This is a genomic window from bacterium (assembly GCA_035380285.1).
Lineage (GTDB): Bacteria > Auribacterota > Erginobacteria > Erginobacterales > DAOSXE01 > DAOSXE01.
Genome location: DAOSXE010000024.1, coordinates 23,212 through 47,874 on the forward strand (window position 1 = coordinate 23,212; position 24,663 = coordinate 47,874).

Genomic DNA, 24,663 nt, shown 5'->3' on the forward strand with positions numbered 1-24,663 from the left:
GCTAGCCCTCTCCCTTCTTGATCGTCTCCGCCAGAACGTCGAGGGAATCCGCAACCTCCCGCTCCACCCCTTCCCCCATATCCTTGAACTTGACCTTTCCCCGCCCGGCTTCGGCCTCACCCCGGGTGACGACGAAATCGACGCCGGCACGGTTCGCCTCCCGGAACTGCGCCCTCGTGCTGCGGTTCCCGTAGTCCATCAGGGCCGGGATTCCGGCGCGGCGGAGGCCGGAGACCGTCCTCGCCCCCCACGCCGCGGCTTCTTCCCCGATGCAGACGCAGTAAACCGATTTCTTCCCCGAGCGAGGCGGCTGAATCGTGACGTCCCCGGCGCAGAGCAGCAGCCGTTCCAACCCCACCGAGAACCCGGCGGCGGGCGTCGGGGGCCCCCCCAGGTCGCGGACCAGGTCGTCGTAGCGGCCGCCCGCCGCGACCGCGTCCTGGGCGCCCAGGGAATCGGAATAGACCTCGAAGACGGTGCGGGTATAGTAGTCCAGGCCCCGGACCAGACTCGGCCGGCGGACGGCGGCGATCCCCAGGTTCTCGAGCCCGGAAAGCACGGCCTGGAAATGGTCCCGACAGCCCGGGCAAAGGTGGTCGGAGACGACCGGAGCGGCCTCCAGCACCGGGCGGCAGCAGGGGTTCTTGCAGTCCATGACCCGCAGGGGATTACGCTCGGCGCGGGCGCGGCAGTCGGCGCAGAGGTCGGCGGACCGATCCCGCAGGAAAGCTTGCAGCTTTTCCCGGTAGATGGGGCGGCAGTCGGCGCAGCCGACGCTGTTGATCTCCAGCCGGGGCGCCCTGACCCCGGCCGCGCCCAGGAAGAACATGAGCAGGTCGACGATCTCGACGTCGAGGGCGGCCTCGTCCGACCCCAGGGCCTCCACTCCGAACTGATGGAACTGGCGCCGGCGGCCCGCCTGGGGCCGTTCCCGCCGGAACATCGGGCCCAGATAAAAATAACGGGCCAGCGGCACCGTCTTGTAGACGTGGTGCTCCAGGTAAGCCCGGACCACGCCCGCGGTCCCTTCCGGACGGAGCGTCAGCCCCTTGCCGCCGGCGTCGGTGAAGGAGAACATCTCCTTGTCGACGATGTCCGTCCCCTCGCCGATTCCCCGGACGAAGAGCGACGTCGCCTCGACCAGCGGAGTTCTGATTTCTCCGTAGCCGTAGAGAACGCCGACGGCCCGGGCCGCGGCTTCCGCCGCCGCCCAGCGCCGCGCTTCGTCGGGGAAGACGTCCTGCATCCCCCGTACTGATTGTATCCTCGTCTCGGTCATAAAAATCACGAACCCCGGCCCGAGGGACCGGGGTTTGTCGGCCGGGCTGCGCGCGAGCGCCGGAAAAGGGAACGGACCGGGCCCGCTCAGGCCCGGGGCACCCGGCGCCCGATCCGGGCTTTCATGATCTTCCCGGGTTTGAAGTGAGCCACGTAGCGGCCGGGAATCTCCACCTCCTGCTCCGGGAAACGGGGATTGCGGCCCATTCTCGGTTTGCGGTAGACGGTTTCAAATACTCCGAAATTTCTGAACTCCACGCTCCTGCCCGCGGCCAACTCGTCCACGATGTAATCCAGAAACTTCTGAACCACTTCCTTGACCGCGACTTGGGTCAAGCCGGTCTCCTCGGCAATTCTTACCGCCAGTTCTCTCTTGGTCATATGCTGACTCCTTCTTTTCGGACCGCTCGGTTTGGTGAAAGGGTAGCAGAGTCGCCCGCGCGGATTCAAGCGAGATTATCCCCGAACCGGGCCCGCAGCCGGTTCAGAGCCGGACCGCGCCCGTTCCCAGAACCCGCTCGATCTCCTTGATCAGGGAGGGAGAGCAGCGGATATGATGTTCGCGCCCGGTCTTGATCACGACCTTCTGCCCCGTGGGGCAGCGCAGATCGAAAAATACCGGACAAGGACCGGGGTACCGGGAAAAAATACCGACCAGGTCGTCCAGGTCGTGGTCGGTGACCTGGTTGACGAAGGTCTGCAGGTGGATCCCGGAGGAGAGCATCTCCATGGCTTCCTCCACGCTGCGGACCTCGTCGGCGGAGACGCCGGCGGAGATCTCCCCCGCCCGCACCCTGCCCTCGACCACGACGATCGCCCCCTCCTGCATCTTGGGAGCCAGGCGGGGGTAGTCTCTGCCGAAAATCAGCACCTCGGCGGACCCGTCCATGCTCTCCAGGCGAACCACGGCGAAAGGTTTGCCGGTCTTGCGCGAAAGCCGTTCGTCCACCTGGGCCACCAGACCCCCTACCCTCACCTCGGTATCCGCCTTGACTTCGTCCAGGCGGGAGAGGGGGACGGTGGTCAGGACTTCCATGATCTTTTCGTATTTCTGAAGCGGGTGGCCGGTGACGTACATCCCCAGCAGTTCTTTCTCGGCCGCCAGCAGCTCCGCTTCCGGGAGCTCGGCGAGGGCGGGGAAGGAGATCAGGTCTTCCTCTCCGTTGGCGGTGTCGAGTTGGGCGAAGAGGGTCTCCTGCCCCGCCTCCCGGTCGCGCCGGGAAGCGACCGCCGAATCGACGGCGGCATCGAGTATATCCAGTTTCTGGGCGCGGTTGCCGGGCAGCGAGTCGAGGGCGCCGCAGCGGATCAGGCTTTCGACCATGCGCTTGTTCACGGACGAGAGATCGATCCGGTCCAGAAAATCGAAGAGGCTGACGTATTCCCCCCCGCGGGTCCGCTCGCGGATGATGGCCTCGACGGCGCCCTGCCCCACGTTCTTGACCGCGGTCAGCCCGAAGCGGATGTGCTCCCCGGCCACGGTAAAATGGGAAAAGCTCTCGTTGACGTCGGGAGGGAGCACCTCGATCCCCATCGCCCGGCATTCGGCCATATAGAAGGTGAGTTTGTCCATGTCGTTCATTTCGCTGGTGAGCACGGCGGACATGTACTGCCGGGGATAATGCGTCTTGAGGTATGCGGTACGGTAGGCGATCAAGGCATAGGCGGCGCTGTGGGACTTGTTGAAGCCGTATTCGGCGAAGCGGGCCATGTCGGAGAAGATCCTGCCTGCGACCCCGGGGTCGATCCCCTTCTCCCGCGCTCCCCTGATGAAGTCCTCCTCCAGCTGCGCCATTTTATCCACCTGCTTCTTGCCCATGGCCTTGCGGAGGGTGTCGGCCTTGGCCAGGGTAAAACCGGCGAAACGGTTGGCGATCTGCATCACCTGCTCCTGATAGAGCATGACCCCGTAGGTTTTCTTCAGAATCGTCTCCAGCCCGGGGTGGGTATAGCTGATCTCGACCTGACCGTGTTTGCGGGCGATGAAGTCGTCGAGCATGTGCATGGGGCCCGGACGGAAGAGGGCGATCAGGGCCAGGATATCGTCCAGGTTCTTGAGATTGAAACGGCGGCAGAGATCGCGCATTCCCGAGCTTTCCAATTGGAAAACGGCGATGGTGTTGCCCCGGGAAAGCTGGTTGAAGGTCGCCTCGTCGTCGAGGGGTATCCGGGACAGGTCGAGTTTGTTCCCCGTGGTGGCTTCGATCATCTCCAAGGTGTCCTGCAGAATCGAAAGCGTCTTTAGCCCCAGAAAATCCATCTTCAGCAAGCCGATGCTTTCATCGTCGTGCATATCGAACTGGGTCACCACTTCGTCGTTGCTGCCCCGGCACAGAGGAACGTAGCTCGTGAGGGGATCGCCGCAGATGATGACCCCGGCGGCGTGCGTGGAGGCGTTCCGGGCCAGCCCCTCGAGCCGGAAGCTGATGTGAAACAGCTTCTTCATCTCCTCGTTCGACTCAGAGACCTCCTTCAGCCGGGGTTCCATCTGCAGGGCGTTCTTCAGGGTCATCCGGGGGCCGGCGGGAACCAGTTTGGCGATCCGGTCCATTTCCGCGTAGGGGACGCCGAGAACCCGCCCGACGTCGCGCAGAACCGCCCGGGCTTTCATCGAGCCGAACGTGATGATCTGGGCGACCCGTTCGCTTCCTCCGTACTTGGCGGCGGCGTATTGGATCAATTCGCCCCGGCGGCGGTCGCATATATCCATGTCGATATCGGGCAGCGCCATCCGCTCGGGGTTGAGAAATCGTTCGAAAAGAAGATCGAAGCGGAAGGGGTCGATATCGGTGATGCCCAGAAGGTAGGCGACCAGGCTCCCGGCCGCCGACCCCCGCCCGGGCCCGACCGGAATCCGGTTGGATTTCGCGTATCGGATCAAATCCCAGACGATGAGGAAGTAGGAATCGAAGCCCTTCTGGTGGATGACGCCCAGTTCGTGGGCGAGGCGCTCGCGGATCTCCGGGGTTTCCCGGTCGTACCGGCCTCGGATCCCTTCCCGGCAGAGCTTCTCCAGATATTCGTCTTCCTTCTCTCCGGGCGGCACCGGAAAGGAGGGAAGAAGGTTGCGGCCGAAAACGATATCCAAGTGGCAGCGCTCCGCGACCGCGCGGGTATTGGTCAGCGCTTCCGGGAACTCTCCGAAGAGACGCTCCATCTCGTCGGGCGACTTCAGGAAGAACTCGGCGCTGGGCATACGGAAGCGCTTTTCGTCCTCGATCTTGGCCCCGGTTTGAATACAGAGCAGGACTTCGTGGGCGGCGGCGTCGCCGGGAAGGACGTAATGGCAGTCGTTGGAAGCGACCAGGGGGACCTCCAGCTCCCGGGCCAGCCGGACCAGGCGGGGATTGACCTCCTTCTGGGCGGGAATACCGTGATCCTGGAGTTCGATGAAAAAGTTGTCCTTACCCAGCAGGTCCTGGAAATAGCGGGCCGCCTGCCGGGCGTGTTCCGGCTTACCCCTCAACAGCGCCTGCGGGATTTCCCCCTGCAGGCATCCGGAGAGAGCGATCAGGCCCCGGGAGCGGTTCTCCAGGATTTCCCGGTCGATCCTGGGTTTATAATAAAATCCCTCGATATAACCCCGGGTGCTGAGTTCGATCAGGTTGCGGTACCCCTCCTCGTCCCTGGCCAGGAAGGTCATATGGGAAAAATGCTTGCCGGTTCCCGGCCCTTTCTCATGGCGGCTGCCCGGGGCCAGATACAGTTCGCACCCGATAATCGGGTGGATGCCGGCGGTGCGGGTTTCCTTGTAAAACTTGATCGCCCCGTGCATGTTGCCGTGGTCGGTGAGGGCCAGGTAGCGCATCCCCAGTTCGCGGGTTCGGGAGACCAGTTCCGGAATGCGGGCGGCGCCGTCCAGAAGACTGTATTCCGAGTGGACGTGAAGATGTACGAAATCTGCAGGGTTCATCATAGGGATCCCGGGAACGCCGGGATTATACGCCGGGAAAAGAGGGGACATCAAGCCGCAACTGGACCTCCCCGGGCAGGCGCGGATTTATTCCGGCGGCGGGGGGCCGGGGCGGGCCTGAACCGCCAACCGGTCCCAGCCCGCGTCCTTGGCGATGGTCATGACTTCCACCACTTCCCCGTGCCGGGTATCCCGGTCGGCCCGTACGATCAAATCCCCATCTCCCCGGGAGGCATATTCCCGGGCCAGGGCGCGGGCCAACTGGGCCCGGGCGACCAGATCGGGGCCCAGGTAGACCGCCCCGGCGCTGTCGATCGTCACCACCAGAGCGGCTTGCGCCCGGGGAAGCCGGGAGCTGGAAGAGGGAAGGTCGATCTTGAAACCGGCCGGGTTGACCATGTTCGAGGTGAGCATGAAAAAGATAAGCAGGAGGAGAACCACATCGATCAGGGGAGCGATATCCAGACTCCCCTTTTTCAGCGTTCGCCGCCGGACGAACCTCATGGATCAAACCCCGGTCTTGAGGAGGTCGGCGATCTCGACCGCACTGACCTCCATCTGGCCGACCATCTTCTCCACCCGCGATACCAGGAAATTATAGGCCACGAAGGCGGCGATGGCGACGATGAGTCCGAAGGCCGTGGTCAACAGCGCTTCCCAGATCCCCCCGGCCAGATTCGAGGGGTTGACCAGCCCGTCGAGGTTCTCGATGGTCCTGAAGGTCCGGATCATCCCCAGCACGGTGCCCAACAAGCCCAGGAGCGGGGAGATATGGGCCACCGTGGCCAGTATCCCCAACCGGGACTCCAACCGCGAAACTTCCCGGAGCCCGGCATCCTCGATCGCTTCCTTGATCTCGGGCCGGGCGAGGCCGGCTTTGGAGAGTCCGGCGGCGATGATGTGGGCGACGGGTCCCGGCGTCTCCCGGCAGAGGGAGAGGGCGGAAGCGGTGTTTGCGTCCCCGACCAGTTCCCGGACGCGCAACAGCAGCGGCTCCGGATCGATGGCCGCGCGGTGGAGGTGGTAGAGCTTCTCCAGAAACACCGCCAACCCCACGACGGAGCAGAGTAGGATCACGTACATCAGGAAGCCGCCCTGCTGGAGCAGACTCGTCACGACTCTTTTCCGGGGGTTTTACTTTCCTCGGCTGAGGGCAGGCGGCGGGTCACGAAATCGCATTCGGGATAGCGCGAGCAACCGTAGAAACGATAGCCCTTTTTCGACCGGCGCTGGACCAGGTCGCCGTCGCAGCCTTCCCGGGGGCATTTAACGCTGGTGGGCACGGGCCGGGTATTTTTACAGGCGGGATATCCCGAACAGGCCAGGAACTTCCCGTATCTCCCCTGCTTGACTACCATCGGAGAACCGCACTTTTCACAGACCTCGTCGGTCGTTTCCGGACGGCGGGGAACGATCGTGCCGTCGGGGGCCCGGTCGAAATTCAGGGACGTTTTACACTGCGGGTAATCTTCGCAAGCCAGGTATTCGCCGTTACGCCCCCACCGGATCATCATCTTCCGGCCGCAGTTCTCGCAGGCGATGTCGGTCGGGAGGGCCTGGCGGCGCAGATTCTCCATCCCCTGCTCGGCCTGGTGGAGGGTGTTTTGGAAGGGGTCGAAAAAGTCGGAGACCACCTGGCGCCACCGGAACCGGCCTTCTTCGATCTCGTCCAGTTCCTTTTCCATCTGAGCGGTGAACTTGATGTTGAGCACGCTGGGGAAATATTCCTGAAGCAAGCCGTTGACCATCATCCCCAGGTCGGTGGGGACGAGTTTTCGTTCCTTCTTCTCTACATAACGTCTTTTCAGCAGGGTGCTGATGGTGGGGGCGTAGGTGGAAGGACGCCCCACCCCGTTGGCCTCCAGGGCCTTGACCAGCGTGCCCTCGCTGTAACGAGCCGGGGGCTGGGTGAATTTCTGTTCTTTCTTCATCTCGGCCAGGGCCAGCTCTTCTCCCGGCTTCAGGAAGGGGAGCGGGTCCCGGGACCCGGGCTCTTCTCCCTGCGCGTTTTCCCCGTCCGGCTCCCAGACCTTCAGATAGCCGGGAAAGACCACCCGCTCGCGGCGGGCGACGAATTCGCACCGGCCGGACTCGACGGCGACCGTGACCGTGGCCAGCCGGGCCGGGGCCATCTGGCCGGCGACCGTCCGGCGCCAGATCAAAGCGTAGAGCCGGGCTTGATCGGGCGGCAGCCATTGCCTGGCCTGCTCCGGGGTAATGGAAAAATCGGTGGGCCGGATGGCTTCATGCGCATCCTGGGCGCCCTGGCGCGCCCGGTAGACCTTGGGTTTGGCCGGCAGGTACTCGGGGCCGAAAGCCTCCGCAATATACTCGCGCGCGTGGCGAAGAGCGTCGGCGGAAATACGGTAGGAATCGGTGCGCATGTACGTGATCAAGCCCACTACGCCCGCCTGGCCGAGTTCCACACCCTCATAGAGCCCCTGGGCTACCTTCATCGTCCGCGAGACGGTCCAGCGGAAGCGCCGGGCCGCCTCCAGCTGCAGCGAACTGGTGATAAAGGGGAGCGGGGGCGCCTTGGCCCGTTCCTTCTCCTCCACCCGGGCCACTTTGTGGACCGCCCGGCGGACTTCATCCTCCAAACCCGAAGCGCTCTCTCCGTCTTCCAGCCGGGCCTTGCGTCCGTCGACCTTTTCCAGGCGCGCCCAGAACGATTCCCCGGTGTCGGGTTTGGAAAAACGGGCGTCAAGGAGCCAGTACTCCTCGGGGCGGAACTCCCGGATCTCTTCCTCCCGGCGGCAGACCAAAAGCAGCGCCACCGACTGGACCCGGCCGGCGGAAAGCCCGGAGGCCACTTTTTTCCAGAGCAGGGGGCTGATCTTATACCCCATCAAACGGTCCATCACCCGCCGGGCGGTCTGGGCGTCGACTTTGCGGAGGTTGATCTCCCCCGGATGTTCGAGGGCTTCCCGGACCGCGGACGGGGTGATCTCCTGGTAGGCGATCCGGAAGAAGGGAGTGTCGCCGGATTTCAACAGTTCCTGAAGGTGCCAGGCGATGGCTTCACCTTCACGGTCGGGGTCGGGCGCCAGGTAAACAGCTTCGGCGTCGCTCACGGCCGAACGCAGGTCCTTGACCAGCTTGTTCTTTCCCTTGGGGATGATGTACTCGGGGGCGAACCCGCCGTCGACATCGATCGCCAACCGGGATTTAGGCAGGTCGCGGACATGGCCCAGGGAAGCCATGACCCGGTATCCGGGGCCGAGATAACGGCTGAGGGCCTTGATCTTGCCCGGGGATTCGACGATTACCAGCTTGCGGGGCGCTTTTTCCGGGTTTCGCTTCGATCGTTGTTCGGCCATGGTTCCATCCGCTGAACGGTTCGCGGCGGGCGCTCTCTCAGGTGCGCCCGTAAAGCCGGCCCGGTAGCCTCCGTACCAGCCGCCGCAGTTCCAAGTTCAGCAAAATGGCGGAGATGTCCGGTGAAGTCAAGCCCGTTTTCTCCATCAGGGCCTCGACCCCGGCGTCTTCTTCCTGCAGAGCGCGCAGGACCGCGGCTTCCTCCGGAGAAAGCTCGACCGCCGGGGCGGCCGCGGCCGCCGGTTTCGCCTCCAGGTACTCGAACTCCCCCAGAATATCGTCGGCCGTGGCCACCAGCCTGGCGCCGTCGCGGAGAAGGCCGGTGGTCCCTTCAGCTCCGGAGGCATCGACCCGCCCCGGCACCGCCATGACCGAGCGGCCCTGTTCCATGGCCAGACGGGCCGTGATCAGGGCCCCGCTGCGGCTTCCGGCTTCCACCACCACCACCCCCAGGGAAAGCCCGCTGATAACCCGGTTGCGCCGGGGAAAGTTGCCGGATTCGGGCACGGCGCGGACCGGGAACTCCGAAATCACCGCTCCCGCCGAAGCGATCCGTTTCGCCAGGCCCCGGTGTTCGGGAGGATAGATGTTGCCCAGGCCCGAACCGAGAACGGCGATGGTGCGGCCGCCGCCGGCCAGAGCGCCGAGGTGGGCTTGGACGTCGACTCCGCGGGCCAGCCCGCTGACCACGGTCACACCCCGTTGGGCCAATTCCCGGGCCAGACGGCAGGCGGTCCGCTCCCCGTAGCTCGAGGCCCGGCGGCTGCCGACCAGAGCCACCGCCCACCGGTCGGACGGGCGAAACGCGCCACGGACGTAGAGCAGAACGGGGGGGTCGAAGATCTCGGCGAGCTGGGGCGGGTATTCCGGGTCGCGCCAGCTCACGACCGACAGCCCCCAACGCTCGATCAACTCGAATTCCTTTTTGTACTCGCTCTCCCGCCAGGCCGCCACCGCCGAGGCCAGCGAGGAGGCGATGCCGGGAACCGCCCGCAGGCGGGACGCGGGGGCCTCGAGTACGGCTTCGGCGGAACCAAAGCTTTCCACCAGGGCTCTGATCCTGACCGGGCCCAGCCCTTTGATCAGGTTGAGGACGATCAGGGCGCCACGTTCGTCCATCAACCTTCGCCTCCACGGCGCCCGAAGCGGAAGAGCCGGATCAGGATGACGGTTTCGACCAGCAGCCAGACGGTCAGAACCATAAGCACGATCCCCGTGATCAGCAACACCAGGCTCCCCTCCCGGAAAAAATCCCGCAGTTTGACCGTCATCGCCGACAGGGAGAACACCATCATGAGAACCATGGGGATCAGGAAGGGCAGCAGGTTCCGGCGGCGGACATAGAGAAAAACACAGACCGCCAGCAGCCCCAGGGCCGCCAGGAGCTGGTTGGCGGAACCGAAGAGTTCCCAAAGCGCCAGCCCGGCCGGCTGCCCGTGGACCTTGATCAGGGCGAAATAGCCGATGACGAGCACGGAGAGGATTCCCGCCGGAAACCTATAGGTAAGGGGCCGTAGTTTGAAGGTCCGAGCCAGGGCTTCCAGGTCATAGCGCATCAGGCGGGTACCGGAATCGAGCGTGGTCAGGGCAAAAGCGACCACAACCACGGACATGAAGCTGCGGGCGAACCGGGCCGGCACCCCCACCGCGGCGATCAGGGACCCGGCTCCGGAGATGAAGACGTCGAGCTTGGTCCCCAGGCGGTTCATCTGAGCGTAGTCGCCGTAACGGGCGAGCCAGGATTCCGTTCCGGGAAAGATGGGGGATTGGGCGGTACAGACGATGATCGCCACCACCGCCAGCAGGCTTTCCAGGAGCATGGGTCCGTAGCCGATCGCCCGGGCATGGACGGAACTGTCGAGTTGCCGGACCGTGGTCCCGCTCGATACCAGGCTGTGAAACCCGGAGATGGCGCCGCAGGCGATGACGATGAACAGGAAGGGGAAAAGCGGCGGGGTCCCCGGATTCGACGGCGCCAGGGCGGGCGCGGCCAATCCGGGGTTGACGACGATCAGGCCGGCCACCAGCAGCAGCATTCCCGCGTAAAGCTGGAAGGAATTGAGATAATCCCGGGGCTGCAGGAGTACCCAGACCGGGAGGACCGAAGCGAGAAAGGCGTAAGCGAGCAGGATCCAGATCCAGCAGTCGCGGGCGCGGTCGGCCGCGGCCAGGACCTGCTGCGCTCCGGCCGCGTTCCCCGCTTCCCGCAGCGCCTCGGCGGCGGCTCCGGGAAGCGGGGCGGCGGTGAGGGCGGAGACGGCGGCCCCGACCTCCGGATCCAGAAAATACCGGTACAGGGGCACCGGGTAATCGAGTCCGATCCTGATCGCCCCGAACATAAGGATGAGGCCGAGCACCGTGGCCGCGGTGACCGGAACCCGGAGCCGGTAGATCAGATATCCCGTCAGGACGGCTATCGGCATCAGACAGCCCACGGGGAGAACCGATTCCGGGTAGAAGGAGGTAAACAGCACCGCCACCAGATAGGCGAACACGCCCATGGCCAGGGCGAGGAGAAAGCAGATGATCAACATGAACAACGTCCCCGCCCGGTAGCCCACGGTATCTCGGACGATTTCCCCGATCGGGCGGCCTTCGCTGCGCAGGGAGATGACCAGCGCCCCGAAGTCGTGCACCGCCCCGAAGAATATGGTCCCGAACACCACCCAGAGCATGGCGGGAAGCCAACCCCAGATGACTCCGATGGCCGGCCCCAGAATCGGCCCTAATCCGGCGATGGAGACGAAATGGTGGCTGAAGAGAATGGCGGGCCGGGTGGGAACGAAATCGATCCCGTCCTGGAAGCGCCGGGACGGGACGGTTTCATCCGGGAGGAGTTTGAAGATGCGGACCTGGAGAAACCGGGCGTAGGTGAAGTAGGCCGCCAGAAATGCGGCCAGGGATACGGCTGCCAAAGCGATCGCGTTCATTGCTCGACCGGTACGATTATCCCAGATCGTCACCGGAGGGGGGAACCCTTTTCCGGAGGGCGCAGATTCTCTTTGAGCCCGTCTGCGATCCCATGTAGCCTATAGCCATGTTTCAGGAAACGGATTTCAAGAAAAGTTCCACCCTGGAGGAAACCGCCGGCGCTCTGCAAGCGTGCTCGCGGTGCGCCGTTTTCTCCCATGAAGAGCCCGACGGCGACGCCATCGGCTCCCAGGTGGCCGTCACCCTGGCCCTGCGCGGTCTGGGCAAAACCGCGATCGCGCTCCGATCGGACCCTATTTCCCCCACCCTGGCCTTTCTCAACCGGGGTTCGGTGATCGAAAAATACGACCCGCCCCGGCACGACCCCCTTCTGGCCCGGTGCGACGCCGTCGCTATGGTCGACTGCTGCGACTTCTACCGCCTGGGTCGGTTGGAAACGGCGGCCAAAACGGTGCCGGGCCCGGTCGTCAACATCGACCACCACCGCGACAACGGCTTCTTCGGGGCCGTCAATTACGTCCGCTTCAGTGCCGGGGGAGCCGCCCAGCTCGTTTTCGAAACCCTTAAAGCCATGGGGGTGGCCATCGCGGGCCAGATCGCCGAGGCGCTGTACGTGGGTCTTTCGACCGACACCGTCAACTTCCGCTACATCGACCCCGAGGGGCGCATGATCGGCATGCTGGGGGAACTGGTCGAGGCGGGGATCGACATCGAACTCCTCCAGGAACGCCTTTACTGCAGCAACCGGGACACCTACCTGGACGACCTGTACGCCATTCTCCGCTCGGTCAGTTACGAGCGGGACGGCAACCTGGCCTGGTTCACCCTCTACCGCAGCGAACATCTCTCCTTCTATCAGCGGGAACTGGCCTCGGAAGCCCTCAAGCAGCTGCTGAGCCTGGAGCGGGTGCGGGCCGCGGTCATGATGCACGAAGAAAATGCCGGGGTGGAGGTCTGGTTGCGCTCCAAACGCGACGCCGACGTCGGGAGCGCGGCCAAGGTCCTGGGAGGCGGGGGGCACCAGACCGCGGCCGGAGCCCTCCTCCGGGGTGCCCGGTTGGAGGAGGCGATCCCCCGGGTACTGGAGGAAGTGAGCGCGCGCATGGGGGCCAGACCATGAACCTGGCGATCTTCGACGTCGACGGTACCCTGACGAAGACCCTGGATGTGGACGCCGAGTGCTTCGTGGAGGCGTTCGCCCAGGAGTTCGGCATCACCGGGTTCAGCACCGACTGGGGGAGTTACCAGCACTACACCGATTCCGGGATCGCCGACCAGATCTACGCCGAAGCCACCGGCGCCGGCCTGGACGCGGAAGCGCACCAGCGCCTGATCAACCGCTTCATGCTCCTGCTCTCCAGCCGCGCCAACGACGAACCTGAGCTTTTCGGAGAGGTCGACGGCGCCGGCGAAACCCTCGAACGCCTGAAGGCGGAGGGTGCCTGGAAGATCGCGATCTGCACCGGATGCTGGCTGGAATCGGCCCGCTACAAGCTCCAAAAAGCCGGAATCGACCCGGGAGGAATTCCCCTGGCGACCGCCGACGATTCCATGGTGCGGTCCCGTATTTTCCGGATGGCCCTGAAACGCTCCCGGCAATGCTACCGCGTGCGCCACTTCGACCGGGTGGTCTACGTCGGCGACGGGGTCTGGGACGTGGCCATGACCCGGGAACTCGACCATCCTTTCATCGGGATCGGCCGGGGGGACCGGGCCGACCGGCTCCGGGGGTTGGGCGCCGGCGTCGTTTTCCCCGATCTGAGCGATTATCCGGCCTTCCGGCGCGCGCTCGAGGAAGCTACCGTCCCGGGGGGGGGAGAGGATCTGTGAAATCCGCCCAGGCCGGGGACGGGCGTCTGTTCGTAATCCGGCTCGAGCAGGGGGAGGTAATCCACGAAGCCATCGAGGCTTTCTGCCGGCGCGAAGGCATCGGCGCCGCCGTCCTTTCCGTCGTGGGCGGCGCCGAAGACGGCAGCCGCCTGGTAGTCGGCCCCGCGGACGGGAACGAAAGGCCGGTGCGGCCGATGACGGCCGTGCTCCGGGGCGTACACGAAGTCACCGGCACCGGGACCGTCTTCCCCGACGAAGCCGGGAACCCCCTTCTCCATCTCCACCTGGCCTGCGGCCGGGGGGAATCGACGGTAACCGGCTGCGCCCGGGAGGGGGTGACGGTCTGGCAGGTGCTGGAAGTCGTCCTCCGGGAAATCACCGGGACGGATTCGGCCCGGCTTGTCGACGCCGACACCGGCTTCGCCCTGCTCGTGCCCCGCGGAGGCGTGGGAAAACTCACCAGGTAGGCATAGAGGAGGGGAAGAGGGTTCAGGGTTCAGGGTTCAGGGTTCGGGGTTCAGGGTTCAGGAAGGGAGAGAGTCCACAGACCTGACAGCGGCAAGCAGGTTTCACGGATAAGAGAAAGAGGGTTCAGGATTTGTTTTACTCTATGCTCCATGCTCTATGCCCTATGCTCTATACGCCATGCTCTTTGACGCCCGACATGCTTACATGGCGAGCTTAAGGGGTAAAAGGAAGTGACGACAAAGAACGGGAAAAACGCCGGGGTCGCCTTACGGGAACGGTTGCGGCCGTTTCCCCGTCTCGGCTATTCGCTGCTCCCCACCCCGGTCATGCCTCTGGCGGGTCTCTCCCGCCGGTTCGGCGTCGAGGTCTGGTGCAAGCGCGACGACCTGACCGGTTTTGCCTTCGGGGGGAACAAGACCAGAAAGCTCGATTTCCTTATTGCCCAGGCGCTGGAACTGGGCTGCGACACCCTGGTCGCGATCGGGGCCAACCAGTCCAACTTCTGCCGGATGGCCGCGGCTTACGGGACCGCGGTCGGCCTCGACGTCCGCCTGGTGCTGGGCGGGAAGGATGAAACCGACCCTACCGGCAACCTGCGGCTGGACCGGATCCTGGGAGCTTCGTGTCTGCATATCGATTCCACCTCCTGGGAGGACTGGGGAACCGAGGCCCAAACGCTGGAGGAACGGTTGGAGCGCGAGGGGAGAAAGGTCTTCCGCCTGCCGGTGGGAGGCTCCACCCCCACCGGCGCCCTGGGCTACGTCGATGCCTGGGCGGAAATCCTCGACGACGGGAAACGCGTGGGGATCGACTTCGGCACGGTCGTCCATTCCTCCTCCTCGGCGGGAACCCAGGCCGGGCTCATGGCCGGCACAACCCTGACCGGATGGGAAGGAACCATACTGGGAATCAGCGCCGCCCATCCCGGCGAGGTGCTGGCCGAAGAGGCCCTGGCCCTGAGCCGAAGCACGCTCGAACTCCTGGGCGAACCACATGCCATCCCGGGCCCGGCCGAAGTCGACGACGGCTGGGTGGGTCCGGGCTACGGGATCCGCACCCGGGAATGCGAGGAGGCCGTCCGGCGCTTCGCCCGCGAGTACGGCATCTTTCTCGACTACGTCTACAGCGGAAAGGCGGCCGCCGCCCTCCTGTCCTTCCTGGAGGAAGGCCGCTTCGACCGCGGCGAGGCGGTCCTCTTCATCCATACCGGCGGCAACGTCGAACTGCTGGCCTGACGGGGGCAGCCTGCCCCCGGCTTCCTCCAGGGTTCAGGGTTCAGGATGGACTCCACCTTGGCCCCTTGAGATTTCTGCACCTGTGCAAAGCATAGAGCAGGGAGCAATCATGAATCCTCTTTCTCTACTATCTGTGAAACCTGCCTGCCGCCGGCAGGTCTGTGGACTGCTCCAGAGATTGCTTCGTTGTCCCGCCAGACGTGGGACTCCTCGCAATGACATACAATTCTCCGGACCCAAACCCTCTTCTTTCCCCCCTTCATGCCCTTCATGTTCTTCATGGTCGAGAAAAGCGAAGAGCATGGAAGTGCATAGAGCAAAACAAATCCTGAATCCTCTTTCTCTACTATCTGTGAAACCTGCCTGCCGCCGGCAGGTCTGTGAATTCTCTCCCTTCCTGAACCCCGAACCCTAGAAAGGTTCGGCGGGGGGCTATGCTCCATGCCTTATGCTTCCCTCCATGCCTACATGGAGAGCCCTCCCCTCCCTGCCGAAAAAAGCAAGGGCGGTCAAGCTTTGCCCGGGGCGTTGGTTTATCGTACCCTCGACGGTCGGGGAACGGCGCCTCCCCGGGCCGTCCGAAGGAGGGAACGATGAAGGAAGAAACGGAACGGGTATACCGGCAGCGCCTGGGGCGGGTGCTGGGATACATCCAGGAGCACCTGGACGAGTCTCTCACCCTGGAGGAACTGGCCGGCGTCGCCTGTTTTTCGCCGTTTCACTTCCACCGGATTTTCCGCGGACTGGTGGGGGAAGGCCTGATGGAACACGTCAGGAGGATACGGCTGGAACGGGCGTTTTCCGAACTCAAGGCCGGCGACCGGCGGATCCTGGACATCGCGCTCGACGCCGGCTACGAGACCCACGAATCCTTCACCCGGGCTTTCCGTTCTTTCTTCGGGGCCCCGCCCTCGCGGGCGCGGCGCGACCGATTCCTCTCCCTGAAACCGGTCGCCAACCGGGTGCACTACCGGCCCGACGGCGACGTCACCATGTTCAAACCCCGACTGGGGAGGAGAAAGCTCATGATCGAAGTCGAAATCAAAACCTTCGAACCGCTCCGGGTGGCCTGCGTCCGCCACACCGGACCGTACCAGAACTGTCACGGGGCCTGGGAGAAGCTCTGCTCCTGGGCCGGCAGAAACCGCATCTTCGGGCCCACAACCCAGTGTATCGGCGTCAGCTACGACGACCCCGAAGTAACGCCCCCGGAGAAAATCCGCTACGACGCCTGCATCACCGTGGGTCCGGACGTCGTTCCCGACGTTCCCGGGATCGAGATCAAGACCATTCCGGGGGGAGAGTACGCCGTCACCCTGCACCGGGGATCCTTCGATAAGCTGGGGGAGACCTACCAGGCTCTCTGCGGCCGCTGGGCCCCCGCCAGCGGGCGGGTAGTCTCCTCGGAAGCGGGGTACGAGGTCTATCTCACCGACCCCGACCGGACCCCGCCCGAAGATCTGCGCACCGAGATCCGGCTCAAACTCGAGGATTAAACGGTAACGGCACGGGGGGGCGCTCCGGGTTTCCGGGGCGCCTCCCCCGGCCGGGAGACCATGCTCATGGAAACGTTTCCGGCCGGGGCCGGCCGCCCGGACGCGCCGCTCAGTCTTTCCCGAATAAACCGCGCAGGATCGGCTTGACCCCTTCCAGGCGCTGCCGCTCCCGGGGAGGGAGCTTGGAGCCGGCGCGGTTGAGGAAAAAATCGAGCCGGTCCATGGCCTGGGCCAGGTCCTGGGAGGCGTCCTTGAGGCCGCGAGCTATTTTTTCGGCCGGCTGCTCGAAGAAACCTTCGGGCGGGTGCCACTTGGTCTCCACGTCCTTGGACCAGTAATTCTTCTCTCCGCTCATGGTTCACCTCCCGGTTCCCGTTTGCCGTTTTCCTCCCGGCGTTTTCCCACCATCATGTTATATACCAAACCCGGGAACGCTCCAAGCCCGGCTTCGACGGACGGGTTCCCGGTTCGGGGCCGGCGGGAGCGACTTGTCTTTTTGCCTTACGGAGTCCGAGGGACTATACTCGGGGCACCTACAAGGAGGAAACCATGTGCCCGCTGCGAGACGATAGACCGATATTGATTGGGATGGTCCACGTCCGGGCGCTGCCCGGCACCCCCCGCAACCGTTCGACACTGGAAGAGATCGTCGCCACCGCGGTCGATGAAGCCCGCATGCTGCGGGAAGGCGGATTCGACGCCCTCCTGGTCGAGAACATGCACGACCTCCCCTATCTCAAGCGGGCGGTCGGGCCCGAAGTCACCTCCGCCATGACGGCGGTGACCCGGGAAGTGGTCAAGGCCGTGGATTGCCCGGTCGGCGTTCAGGTTCTCGCCGGAGCCAACCGCGAAGCGCTGGCCGTCGCCCTGGCCGGAGGCGCCGCCTTTATCCGGGCCGAAGGGCTTATTTTCGCCCACGTGGCCGACGAAGGGATCATGGAAGCGGACGCCGGCGAACTCCTGCGCTTTCGCCGCAACGTCGGCGCCGAGGGGATAAAGATTTTCGCCGACATCAAGAAAAAACACTCGAGCCACGCCATCACCGCCGACATCGACCTGGCCCAGACCGCCCATGCCGCCGAGTTTTTCGGGCTCGACGGACTGGTCGTCACCGGAACCGCCACCGGCGAACCCACCCGGCTCCGGGACCTGGAGGACGCCGGGCGCGGAACCACGCTCCCCGTCCTGGTCGGCTCCGGGACCACCCCCGAGACCCTGGCGGAGTGTTGGCGCGCGACCGACGGTTTCATCGTCGGCTCCTGGATCAAGGAAGACGGCCTCTGGGACCATCCCCTCTCCCTCCCGCGGATCCGGGAACTGATGGCCGCAGCCGGACGGATGGGAAAAACCTGACGGCCGCGGCCGGCCCCCCGGGCCGGCCCGGAAAGCGTCATGACGGCTTCCCCGAACAGGCCCGCCTCCCCAAGAAAAGCGTTCCTGCTCGACCCGTCGGCCTGGACGCTGATCGGAGCCAACCTCTGGATCATCTACCTCTACCTGGTCGAGGACTGGTCGGCGGAGACCATCCTGGCCGTCTATTGGCTCCAGAGCGTCATCATCGGATTGTTCACGTTCGTAACCATGCTCACCGTGCCCGATTTCGACCCCTCGGGGATTACTTCCAACGGGCGTCCCGTCCCCCCCACCCGGAGAGCGCAACGGGGGATGTCGTTTTTCTTCCTCTTCCACTACGGTTTTTTCCACCTGGTCTACGCCCTCTTCATCGTCGGCCTGGCCGCCCGCGAGCACAGCCGCCTGGCTCCCCCCGGCGTTCTTCTGGGGGCAGCGGCGATATTTTTCGCCAACCACCTTTTCTCTTTTCTTTACCACCGGTTTCTGGTCCGGGAGCCCTCCCCGCCGTTCGGGAAACTGATGTTCATGCCTTACCTGAGGATCATCCCCATGCACTTCTGCATCCTGGCCGGGGCCCTGACCGACAACTTCACCCTGATCGCCCTTTTCACCGTGCTTAAAACCGGAGCCGACCTCGGCGGCCACGTCATCGAACACGGCGTCCGCCGCAGCCGCGGCGGCGGGGGGGACTACTGACGGAGGAAGGCCGGGAAACGCCGGGCGGGGCCGCTCCGGCGGACCCGGCGCGCATGACGGCGGGCGCTCCGGCGGAGGGCGGAATAAACGCTCCAGGGGATCCGGGGGCTCCCCAGGCGGGGAACCGGCCCGGGCGGCCCGTGAAAATCGCTGCCGCCCGCCTCCAGCAGCCGAAATTCCCGGGCCAGTTCCCGGGCCCGCAGGTGCTCGGCCCGGCTGAAGGAATGGTAGTAGGTCTCCATCCCGTCAAGGCCGAGGGCGGTTATCTCCCGGATAAGGGCGGATTCCCGCTCCCGGTCCCCGCCGCAGCAGGTGGTGTAGTGAGCGAGTACGGCCACACCGCCGGCCCGGTGGATGAGTTCGATCGCCTCGGCGGCCGGGACCTTTCTCCGGGGCACGTAGGCGGAGGCGCCGCGGCCCAGAAAGCGGCGGAAAGCTTCCTCCATCCCCCGGACCACCCCCTTGGCTTTGAGCACCCGGGCGACGTGGGCCCGGCCGACGACCCCGCCGGCCGCTTCCGCCTCCACTTCCTCCCGGCTGATGTCGATCCCCAGTTCCCGGAGCCGGGCGACGATCTTGGGCAGCCTCTCCAGCCGGGATTCCAGAAGCGTCCCCAGCCATTCCCGCAAGCGGACGTTGCCGTGGTCGATAAAGAGCCCGACCATATGAATCGATCCCACGGGGTGGTCGACGCTGATCTCGACTCCGGGGACCACCTTCACTTTCTCTTTGCTCCCCGCCGCCAGGGCCTCGTCGAGACCGGCGACGGTGTCGTGGTCGGTGACGGCCAGCGCGCCCAGGCGCAGGCGCCGGGCCAGAGCCACGACCTCGGCGGGGGATAAGAGCCCGTCGCTGGCGCGCGTGTGTACGTGAAGGTCTATCCCCCGGCTGCGGATCAAGCGTCTTCCCCCCCCAGGGCCGCGCGGTAAACCGTGTAGGGGTCCACCCCGGCGGCGCGGGCCACGCGCCGGCAATCCTCGTACTCGGGAATGACCCGGACTTTCCCGGACGGAGTCCGGGCCGCCTTGGCCGAGACCTCTCCGAATCGGGTGGAGACTTTCACCGCCTCGCGCTCCAGAAAGCGCCGGGAAACGGAAATATACCGCACCCCCAGCGACGTGGTGGCTTCCAGGATTTCTTCCCCTACCGCCGGCGCCGCCGAGGCCGGGCAGAGGGCTTCGAGCTTATGGCCCGGCCGCCCTTTCTTCATCACCACCGGCGCCACCCAGGCATCGAGCGCGCCCGCGGCCGAAAGCAGTTCCAGCAGACCCGCCCCCAGAAACTCGGGGGGAAGATCGTCGAGGTTGGCCTGGACCAGGACCAGGTCTTCGGCGGCGGCGGCGCTCTCTTCGGCCAGGGTCAGGCGCACGGCGTTGGGATGGGGCGTCTCCATCGTTCCCGCTCCCCAGGAATCCCGGAGGGGGACGAGCACCGGGATCCGGAAGCGGGGGGAAAGCGCTCTGAGAATGGCAGCGCCGGTCGGGGTGGTGAACTCGCCCGGGACTTCGCCGGGCCAGGATGGGATCCCCTCCAGAAGGCGGGCGGTGGCCGGCGCGGGGACGGGGAGGCGACCGTGCGCGGCGTCCACGAACCCGTAACCGGTCCGAACGGGGCCGGAATAAACGGCCTCCACCCGCAGCCGGGTGAAGATGAGGGCGGCGGCCGTGATATCGAGAATGGCGTCGACGCCCCCGACCTCGTGAAAATGGATGGATTCGATCTCGACTCCATGGACGGCGGCCTCGGCCTCCCCCAGGTTCCGGAAGATGGCGGAGGCCAACTCTTTCGCCTCCTCGGGGAGGGAGGAACCTTCGATCAGTGCCGCGATCTCGGAGAGACCCCGGTGGTGGTGATGGTGGCGGGGGGGGGAAAGTCCGGGGTCCCCGCCCTCGCTCCCGGCTTCGCGGACCGTGAACGTCCGGCAGGTTATCCCCGCCCGCCGGACGGAACCGAACTCCGCCGAGACCCCGGGAAGCCCCAGGGCGGCGGGGAGGCTGCGCACTTCCTCTTCGGCGCCGGCCAGCGGGGCCCCGGCGGCGACGAACATGTCCCCGCTGATTCCGGAAAACGGCTCGATCTTGAGCACTTTCATGGCTTCGACCGCCTCCCCAGCATCCGGGCGGCGGCCAAAGCCGCCCCGCACCCGTTGTCGATATTGACCACCAGGAGGCCGTTGGCGCAGCTGCACAGCATGGCGTTGAGGGCGGTTTTCCCTCCCGCCGCGACCCCGTACCCCACGCTGGTGGGCACCCCGATCACCGGCTGGGGCAGCAGGCCGGCCACGACCGAAGGGAGGGCACCCTCGAAGCCGGCGGCACAGACGATCAGGTCGCATTCCCTGAGCTCCTCCAGGCGGGACAGAAGCCGGTGGATGCCCGCCACCCCCACATCGGCGAAGACGCGGGATGCTATCCCCAGGAAATCGAGGACGGCGCCGGCCTCGGCCACCACCGGAAGATCGGAAGCGCCGGCGCAGACCAGCCCGACCAGGCCGGAGCGGCGCGGCGGCGCGCCCGCGGAGACGGTCAGGGTGCGGGAGACCGGGTCGTAGGTTCCGCCTTCTAACTCGGCCGCCGCCGCGCCGGACAAGCGGGTGACCAGCAGGGGCCGGGAGCGGGCCCGGCAGAGGCCGACGATCCGGCGGATCTGCTCCGGGGTCTTGAATTCCCCGTAGACGATCTCCGGAAAACCCAGCCGTTCTTCCCGGTCGAAATCGAGGTCGAGGTCGTTCATGGCAGCACCCGGTTCAGTTTACCGGAAACGAAGCCTTCGGGGTCAATCTCTATGTTCCCGAAACCCAGGTCCAGCAGCCGCAGCTCCAGTTCCGGACGCCGGGCACCCAGCTCCCTCACCCGGGCGCGGGGAACTTCCACCCGGGCGAATCCGGAGTAATGCCGGACCCGGCAGGGAACGAACCCCATTCCCTCCAGGGCGGCTTCGGCCGCCGCCACCCGGGCCAATTTTTCCCCGGTGACCGGTTCGCCGTAGGGGATCCGGGAAGCCAGGCAGGGCTGAGCGGGCAGATCCCAGCAGCGCAATCCGTAACCGCGCGCCAGCTCCCTGACCAGGGATTTTCCCACTCCGCATTCGGCCAGGGGACGGCGGCACCCCGCTTCGCTCTCGGCCCGGGCACCGGGGCGGTAGTCGGCGGCGTCGTCGAGGTTGGAACCGCCGAGGAGCGCCCATCCCCGCGGCCCACGCTCTCTGACCCCCTCCAGAATCAGCCGCTTGCAGTAATAGCAGCGGAGCGGGGAGTTGAGCCTGAACTCGTCGAGATCGAGCTCGGCGGCGGCGAATTCACGGAATGGGATCCCGTGTTGCGCGCAGAACTCCCGCGCCCGCGCGGCTTCCTCGGGCCGGCGCAGCGGGGAAACGGCCGTAACCGCCAGACAGCGGGCGGCGCCGAGGCGGCGGAGGGCCAGGTAAGCCGTCAGGGAGCTGTCCACTCCTCCGGAAAAGGCCACCACCGCCCCCGGGACCTTGTCGAACCACGCCCGCAGGCGGCGGGCGGCGGTACGGCGGTCGCGTGCAGGGGAGACGGTCACGTAGCCGAGTCCCTGAACCCCGGGGGCACGGGTTCGGACCCGAGCCATACCACCTGTCGGAAATGGTCGGGGTCGGTGTTCCCCTCGGTGTTGAGCAACAGGATCTGGGAGTCCTTGTCCAGGCGCAGGGCCTCCTTCAGCTCTCGGAGCCCGGGCTGGCAGGCGATCGAGATCAGGGCACCCAGGGTGACGGCGCCCGATTCCCCGGAGACGATGAAGGGATCGTCGGCCAGGGGAACGGCGTAGACCCTCATTCCCAAGGCCGCCACGTAGTCGGGACAGGCGATGAAGGCGGCGGCGCAGGGCCCCAGTATCTCCCAGGCGATGGGGCTGGGATCGCCGCAGGCCAAACCGGCCATGATCGTATCCAGGGCGCCGGGAAAGGAGTGAGGCTTGCCGTCGCCGGCCTGGGCGGAGGCGAAGAGACAGGCGGCCCGATCCGGCTCCACCACGACGATCGCCGGACCGTCCGCTCCGAAGATACCGCGGTAGTAGGCGGTGACCGAAGCCGCCAGGGCCCCTACCCCGGCCTGGACGAACACGTGGGTGGGTTTGACCAGGCCCTGGGCCGCCAGTTCCTCCTGGGCCTCGGCAAACATGGTGGTGTAACCCTGCATGACCCAGGCGGGAATATCCCGGTAGCCGGGCCAGGAGGTGTCGGAGATCACCTGCCAGCCCCGGACGGCGGCATCCGCGCTCACCTGCCGGACCGCGTCGTCGTAGGTCCCGTCCACGACCCTGACTTCGGCGCCGTTGGCTTCGATGGCCGCGATCCGGGCTTTCGACGTCCCTTTATGGACATAGACGATCGAGGGGAACCCCAGTTTGGTCGCGGCCCAGGCGATCCCCCGGCCGTGGTTGCCGTCGGTGGCGGCGGCGAAGGTCAGATCGCCGAGGCGCCGGCGGTTTTCGGGAGAGGTCAGTTCCGCGAAGGTCACCTCGCTCCCGCTCATCCCCAGGCGGTCCAGGAGAAAACGGTAGACGGCGAATGAGCCGCCCAGGACCTTGAACGAGTTCAGGGTCAACCTCTGGGACTCGTCCTTGACCCAGATCCCCCCCAGGCCGAAACGGGCCGCCAGGTTGTCCAGCCCCTTCAGGGGGCTGACCCGGTAACCCGGTATCTGGCGATGGAATTTCCGCGCCAGACGGACCGACTCCATCGGAACGTACGCTTCGATCGCGGGGTTGTCCGCGCAGACGGCCCCTTCCCTGTTCAGAAACCATTTGATGCCGAAATCGGCGTTCATCTTTCCGACAACCTCCCGGTTGAAAGACGTATCCCGCCAAACGGGTATTGTTTATTCTATCATAGGCCGTGCCTGACGGGGGAGAGGGGAGCCATGGCGGAAAAATCGAAAAGAAACGTTCCCGCGGTCCTGCGGCTGTTGGGGTCGCTCCTGGTCATTCTCGGGGCCATCCTGCTCCTCCCCCTTCTGGCGGGATGGGCCTGGGGGGACGGCGACGCCGTCGCTGTCGCCTTTCTCCTCCCCGCGGCCGGCGCCGCCGGCGCCGGCTTGTTCCTGCGCGCCCTGACCCCGGAACGGGACATCCCGCCGCGGGTGGCCGCCCTGGCCTGCACCGGGGCCTGGATCGCGTTTTCTGCGGTGGGGGCGGTCCCCTTCATGATCGCGGTCAAGGCTTCCTTCATCGACTCCTTCTTCGAAACCATGAGCGGCTTCACCACCACCGGGATCACCATGTTCACCGGCCTCGACGGCTGGCCCCGGAGCCTCCTCCTCTGGCGGGCGCTGACCCAGTGGATCGGTGGCCTGGGCATCCTCACCTTCTTCCTTGTCATCAGCCGCCACCGGAGCGGCGACCACCGCCTCTTCGGGGCCGAAAGCCACAAGGTGGAGATGGGCCGGCCGGTGCCGGGGCTGAGCCACACCCTCAAGATTCTCTGGGGGATCTACGTCAGCCTGACGCTGGCGGTGGGAGGAGCCCTGGTCCTGGCGGGGATGCCCGTCTTCGACTCCGTCTGCCATTCCCTCACCACCCTCTCCACCGGGGGGTTCTCGCCTCACGACGCCAGTATCGGGTTCTATCGCCAGGCCGGGTACGCTCACTTCCGCGCCATCGAGACCATCGTCATCGTCGGGATGCTGCTGGGCGGAATCAATTTCTTCATCCACTACCGCCTCTCCAAGGGAGAATGGCGGGCGCTGGGCGACAACACCGAGATGCGCTGGTTCTGGGGGATCGCGGGCGGTGCCGCCGCCCTGATCCTGGCCGAGCGTCTGGGACGGACGGGCGCCCTCCCCGGCGCCGACACGGTCAGGGACGTCGTCTTCCAGGCGGTTTCGATCATGACCACCACCGGCTTCGCCACCCGCAACATCGCCGGGCCCTGGTTCGGTCCCGCCGCCCGGCTGATCTTTTTGGGGCTGATGGTGGTGGGAGGGTGCGTGGGCTCCACCGGGGGGGGATTCAAGGTAATGCGCACCGCCATGCTCTCCAAGGAGGTCTGGCGCGAGATCTTCAACTTCCGCCACGGGAGGCATCTGGTCACCTGCGTGACCGTGGACGGAAAGGCGGTCCCGGTGGGCGAGATCCGGCGCGCGGGGGGCCTCTTCTTCGCGTGGTTGGGCCTGGTCGCCCTG

The 24,663-nt window shown here is 65.7% G+C and carries 23 protein-coding genes; 8 read left to right on the top strand and 15 right to left on the bottom strand.

The features are described from left to right. Position 1: 1 nt before the first annotated feature. From hisS to PLZ73_09630, 8 genes are all read right to left on the bottom strand, one after another. Complete coding sequence (gene hisS / locus PLZ73_09595) at positions 2-1,279, bottom strand: histidine--tRNA ligase (protein ID HOO78128.1); 1,278 nt, start codon at positions 1,277-1,279, stop codon at positions 2-4. An 86-nt stretch (positions 1,280-1,365) separates the two neighbouring features. Beyond that, positions 1,366-1,659: an HU family DNA-binding protein gene (locus tag PLZ73_09600; GenBank protein ID HOO78129.1), complete on the bottom strand. Its 294-nt coding sequence runs from the start codon at positions 1,657-1,659 to the stop codon at positions 1,366-1,368. 103 nt (positions 1,660-1,762) lie between these two features. After that, positions 1,763-5,191, bottom strand: coding sequence for a DNA polymerase III subunit alpha (locus PLZ73_09605; GenBank protein ID HOO78130.1), 3,429 nt, complete (start codon positions 5,189-5,191; stop codon positions 1,763-1,765). Positions 5,192-5,278: 87 nt separating this feature from the next. After that, positions 5,279-5,695 carry a biopolymer transporter ExbD gene (locus PLZ73_09610; GenBank protein HOO78131.1) on the bottom strand — a complete coding sequence of 139 codons (417 nt, stop codon included), beginning with the start codon at positions 5,693-5,695 and terminating at the stop codon, positions 5,279-5,281. Positions 5,696-5,698: 3 nt separating this feature from the next. Then, on the bottom strand, positions 5,699-6,307 hold the full coding sequence (locus tag PLZ73_09615; GenBank protein HOO78132.1) for a MotA/TolQ/ExbB proton channel family protein: 609 nt from the start codon (positions 6,305-6,307) through the stop codon (positions 5,699-5,701). Beyond that, positions 6,304-8,511, bottom strand: coding sequence for a type I DNA topoisomerase (gene topA / locus PLZ73_09620; GenBank protein HOO78133.1), 2,208 nt, complete (start codon positions 8,509-8,511; stop codon positions 6,304-6,306). The genes PLZ73_09615 and topA overlap by 4 nt, the downstream gene beginning before the upstream one ends. Positions 8,512-8,548: 37 nt before the next feature. After that, the gene (gene dprA / locus PLZ73_09625; protein HOO78134.1) at positions 8,549-9,628 is read right to left on the bottom strand and encodes a DNA-processing protein DprA; all 1,080 of its coding nucleotides are present in this window, start codon (positions 9,626-9,628) and stop codon (positions 8,549-8,551) included. After that, entirely contained in the window at positions 9,628-11,439 is a 1,812-nt protein-coding gene (locus PLZ73_09630; protein ID HOO78135.1) for a carbon starvation protein A, read from the bottom strand. Before PLZ73_09630 ends, dprA begins: the two co-directional genes overlap by 1 nt. Before the next feature lie 107 nt (positions 11,440-11,546). Between PLZ73_09630 and PLZ73_09635 the strand changes: the two genes are divergently transcribed. The 4 genes from PLZ73_09635 to PLZ73_09650 all read left to right on the top strand — a co-directional run bounded on the left by PLZ73_09635 (position 11,547) and on the right by PLZ73_09650 (position 14,973). After that, entirely contained in the window at positions 11,547-12,560 is a 1,014-nt protein-coding gene (locus tag PLZ73_09635; protein HOO78136.1) for a DHH family phosphoesterase, read from the top strand. Beyond that, positions 12,557-13,270: a haloacid dehalogenase-like hydrolase gene (locus PLZ73_09640; GenBank protein HOO78137.1), complete on the top strand. Its 714-nt coding sequence runs from the start codon at positions 12,557-12,559 to the stop codon at positions 13,268-13,270. Before PLZ73_09635 ends, PLZ73_09640 begins: the two co-directional genes overlap by 4 nt. Next, entirely contained in the window at positions 13,267-13,737 is a 471-nt protein-coding gene (locus PLZ73_09645) for a DNA-binding protein (protein ID HOO78138.1), read from the top strand. Before PLZ73_09640 ends, PLZ73_09645 begins: the two co-directional genes overlap by 4 nt. Before the next feature lie 231 nt (positions 13,738-13,968). Beyond that, positions 13,969-14,973, top strand: coding sequence for a pyridoxal-phosphate dependent enzyme (locus tag PLZ73_09650; GenBank protein HOO78139.1), 1,005 nt, complete (start codon positions 13,969-13,971; stop codon positions 14,971-14,973). A gap of 107 nt (positions 14,974-15,080) precedes the next feature. Here the strand turns inward: PLZ73_09650 and PLZ73_09655 are convergent, their stop codons facing one another. After that, positions 15,081-15,416, bottom strand: coding sequence for a hypothetical protein (locus PLZ73_09655; GenBank protein ID HOO78140.1), 336 nt, complete (start codon positions 15,414-15,416; stop codon positions 15,081-15,083). Between the two features lie 150 nt (positions 15,417-15,566). Here PLZ73_09655 and PLZ73_09660 point away from each other — a divergent pair, with 150 nt between their 5' ends. Continuing rightward, positions 15,567-16,469 carry an AraC family transcriptional regulator gene (locus PLZ73_09660; GenBank protein HOO78141.1) on the top strand — a complete coding sequence of 301 codons (903 nt, stop codon included), beginning with the start codon at positions 15,567-15,569 and terminating at the stop codon, positions 16,467-16,469. A 109-nt stretch (positions 16,470-16,578) separates the two neighbouring features. Here PLZ73_09660 and PLZ73_09665 read toward each other — a convergent pair whose 3' ends face one another. Further along, positions 16,579-16,824 (bottom strand): DUF3175 domain-containing protein, encoded by a 246-nt coding sequence (locus tag PLZ73_09665; GenBank protein ID HOO78142.1) that lies wholly within the window; start codon positions 16,822-16,824, stop codon positions 16,579-16,581. A gap of 194 nt (positions 16,825-17,018) precedes the next feature. Between PLZ73_09665 and PLZ73_09670 the strand changes: the two genes are divergently transcribed. Then, positions 17,019-17,822, top strand: a complete 804-nt coding sequence (locus tag PLZ73_09670; GenBank protein ID HOO78143.1) for a BtpA/SgcQ family protein — start codon at positions 17,019-17,021, stop codon at positions 17,820-17,822. Positions 17,823-17,861: 39 nt separating this feature from the next. Next, a complete protein-coding gene (locus PLZ73_09675) occupies positions 17,862-18,518 on the top strand; it encodes a DUF6498-containing protein (GenBank protein HOO78144.1) in 657 nt (218 codons plus the stop codon). On the opposite strand, the gene PLZ73_09680 is transcribed toward PLZ73_09675, so the two are convergent. Genes PLZ73_09680 through PLZ73_09700 form a run of 5 tightly spaced genes read right to left on the bottom strand, consistent with a single transcriptional unit; the run spans position 18,512 to position 23,310 of the window. Further along, on the bottom strand, positions 18,512-19,417 hold the full coding sequence (locus PLZ73_09680; GenBank protein ID HOO78145.1) for a PHP domain-containing protein: 906 nt from the start codon (positions 19,415-19,417) through the stop codon (positions 18,512-18,514). The genes PLZ73_09675 and PLZ73_09680 overlap by 7 nt on opposite strands. Next, positions 19,414-20,610, bottom strand: coding sequence for a nickel pincer cofactor biosynthesis protein LarC (gene larC, locus PLZ73_09685; GenBank protein ID HOO78146.1), 1,197 nt, complete (start codon positions 20,608-20,610; stop codon positions 19,414-19,416). Before larC ends, PLZ73_09680 begins: the two co-directional genes overlap by 4 nt. Beyond that, positions 20,607-21,251: a nickel pincer cofactor biosynthesis protein LarB gene (larB, locus tag PLZ73_09690; protein ID HOO78147.1), complete on the bottom strand. Its 645-nt coding sequence runs from the start codon at positions 21,249-21,251 to the stop codon at positions 20,607-20,609. Before larB ends, larC begins: the two co-directional genes overlap by 4 nt. After that, positions 21,248-22,063: an ATP-dependent sacrificial sulfur transferase LarE gene (gene larE, locus PLZ73_09695; protein HOO78148.1), complete on the bottom strand. Its 816-nt coding sequence runs from the start codon at positions 22,061-22,063 to the stop codon at positions 21,248-21,250. Before larE ends, larB begins: the two co-directional genes overlap by 4 nt. Next, a complete protein-coding gene (locus PLZ73_09700; GenBank protein ID HOO78149.1) occupies positions 22,060-23,310 on the bottom strand; it encodes a diaminopropionate ammonia-lyase in 1,251 nt (416 codons plus the stop codon). Before PLZ73_09700 ends, larE begins: the two co-directional genes overlap by 4 nt. Before the next feature lie 93 nt (positions 23,311-23,403). Here PLZ73_09700 and PLZ73_09705 point away from each other — a divergent pair. After that, positions 23,404-24,663: potassium transporter TrkG (locus tag PLZ73_09705; protein ID HOO78150.1), on the top strand; the 1,260-nt coding region annotated here is incomplete at its 3' end.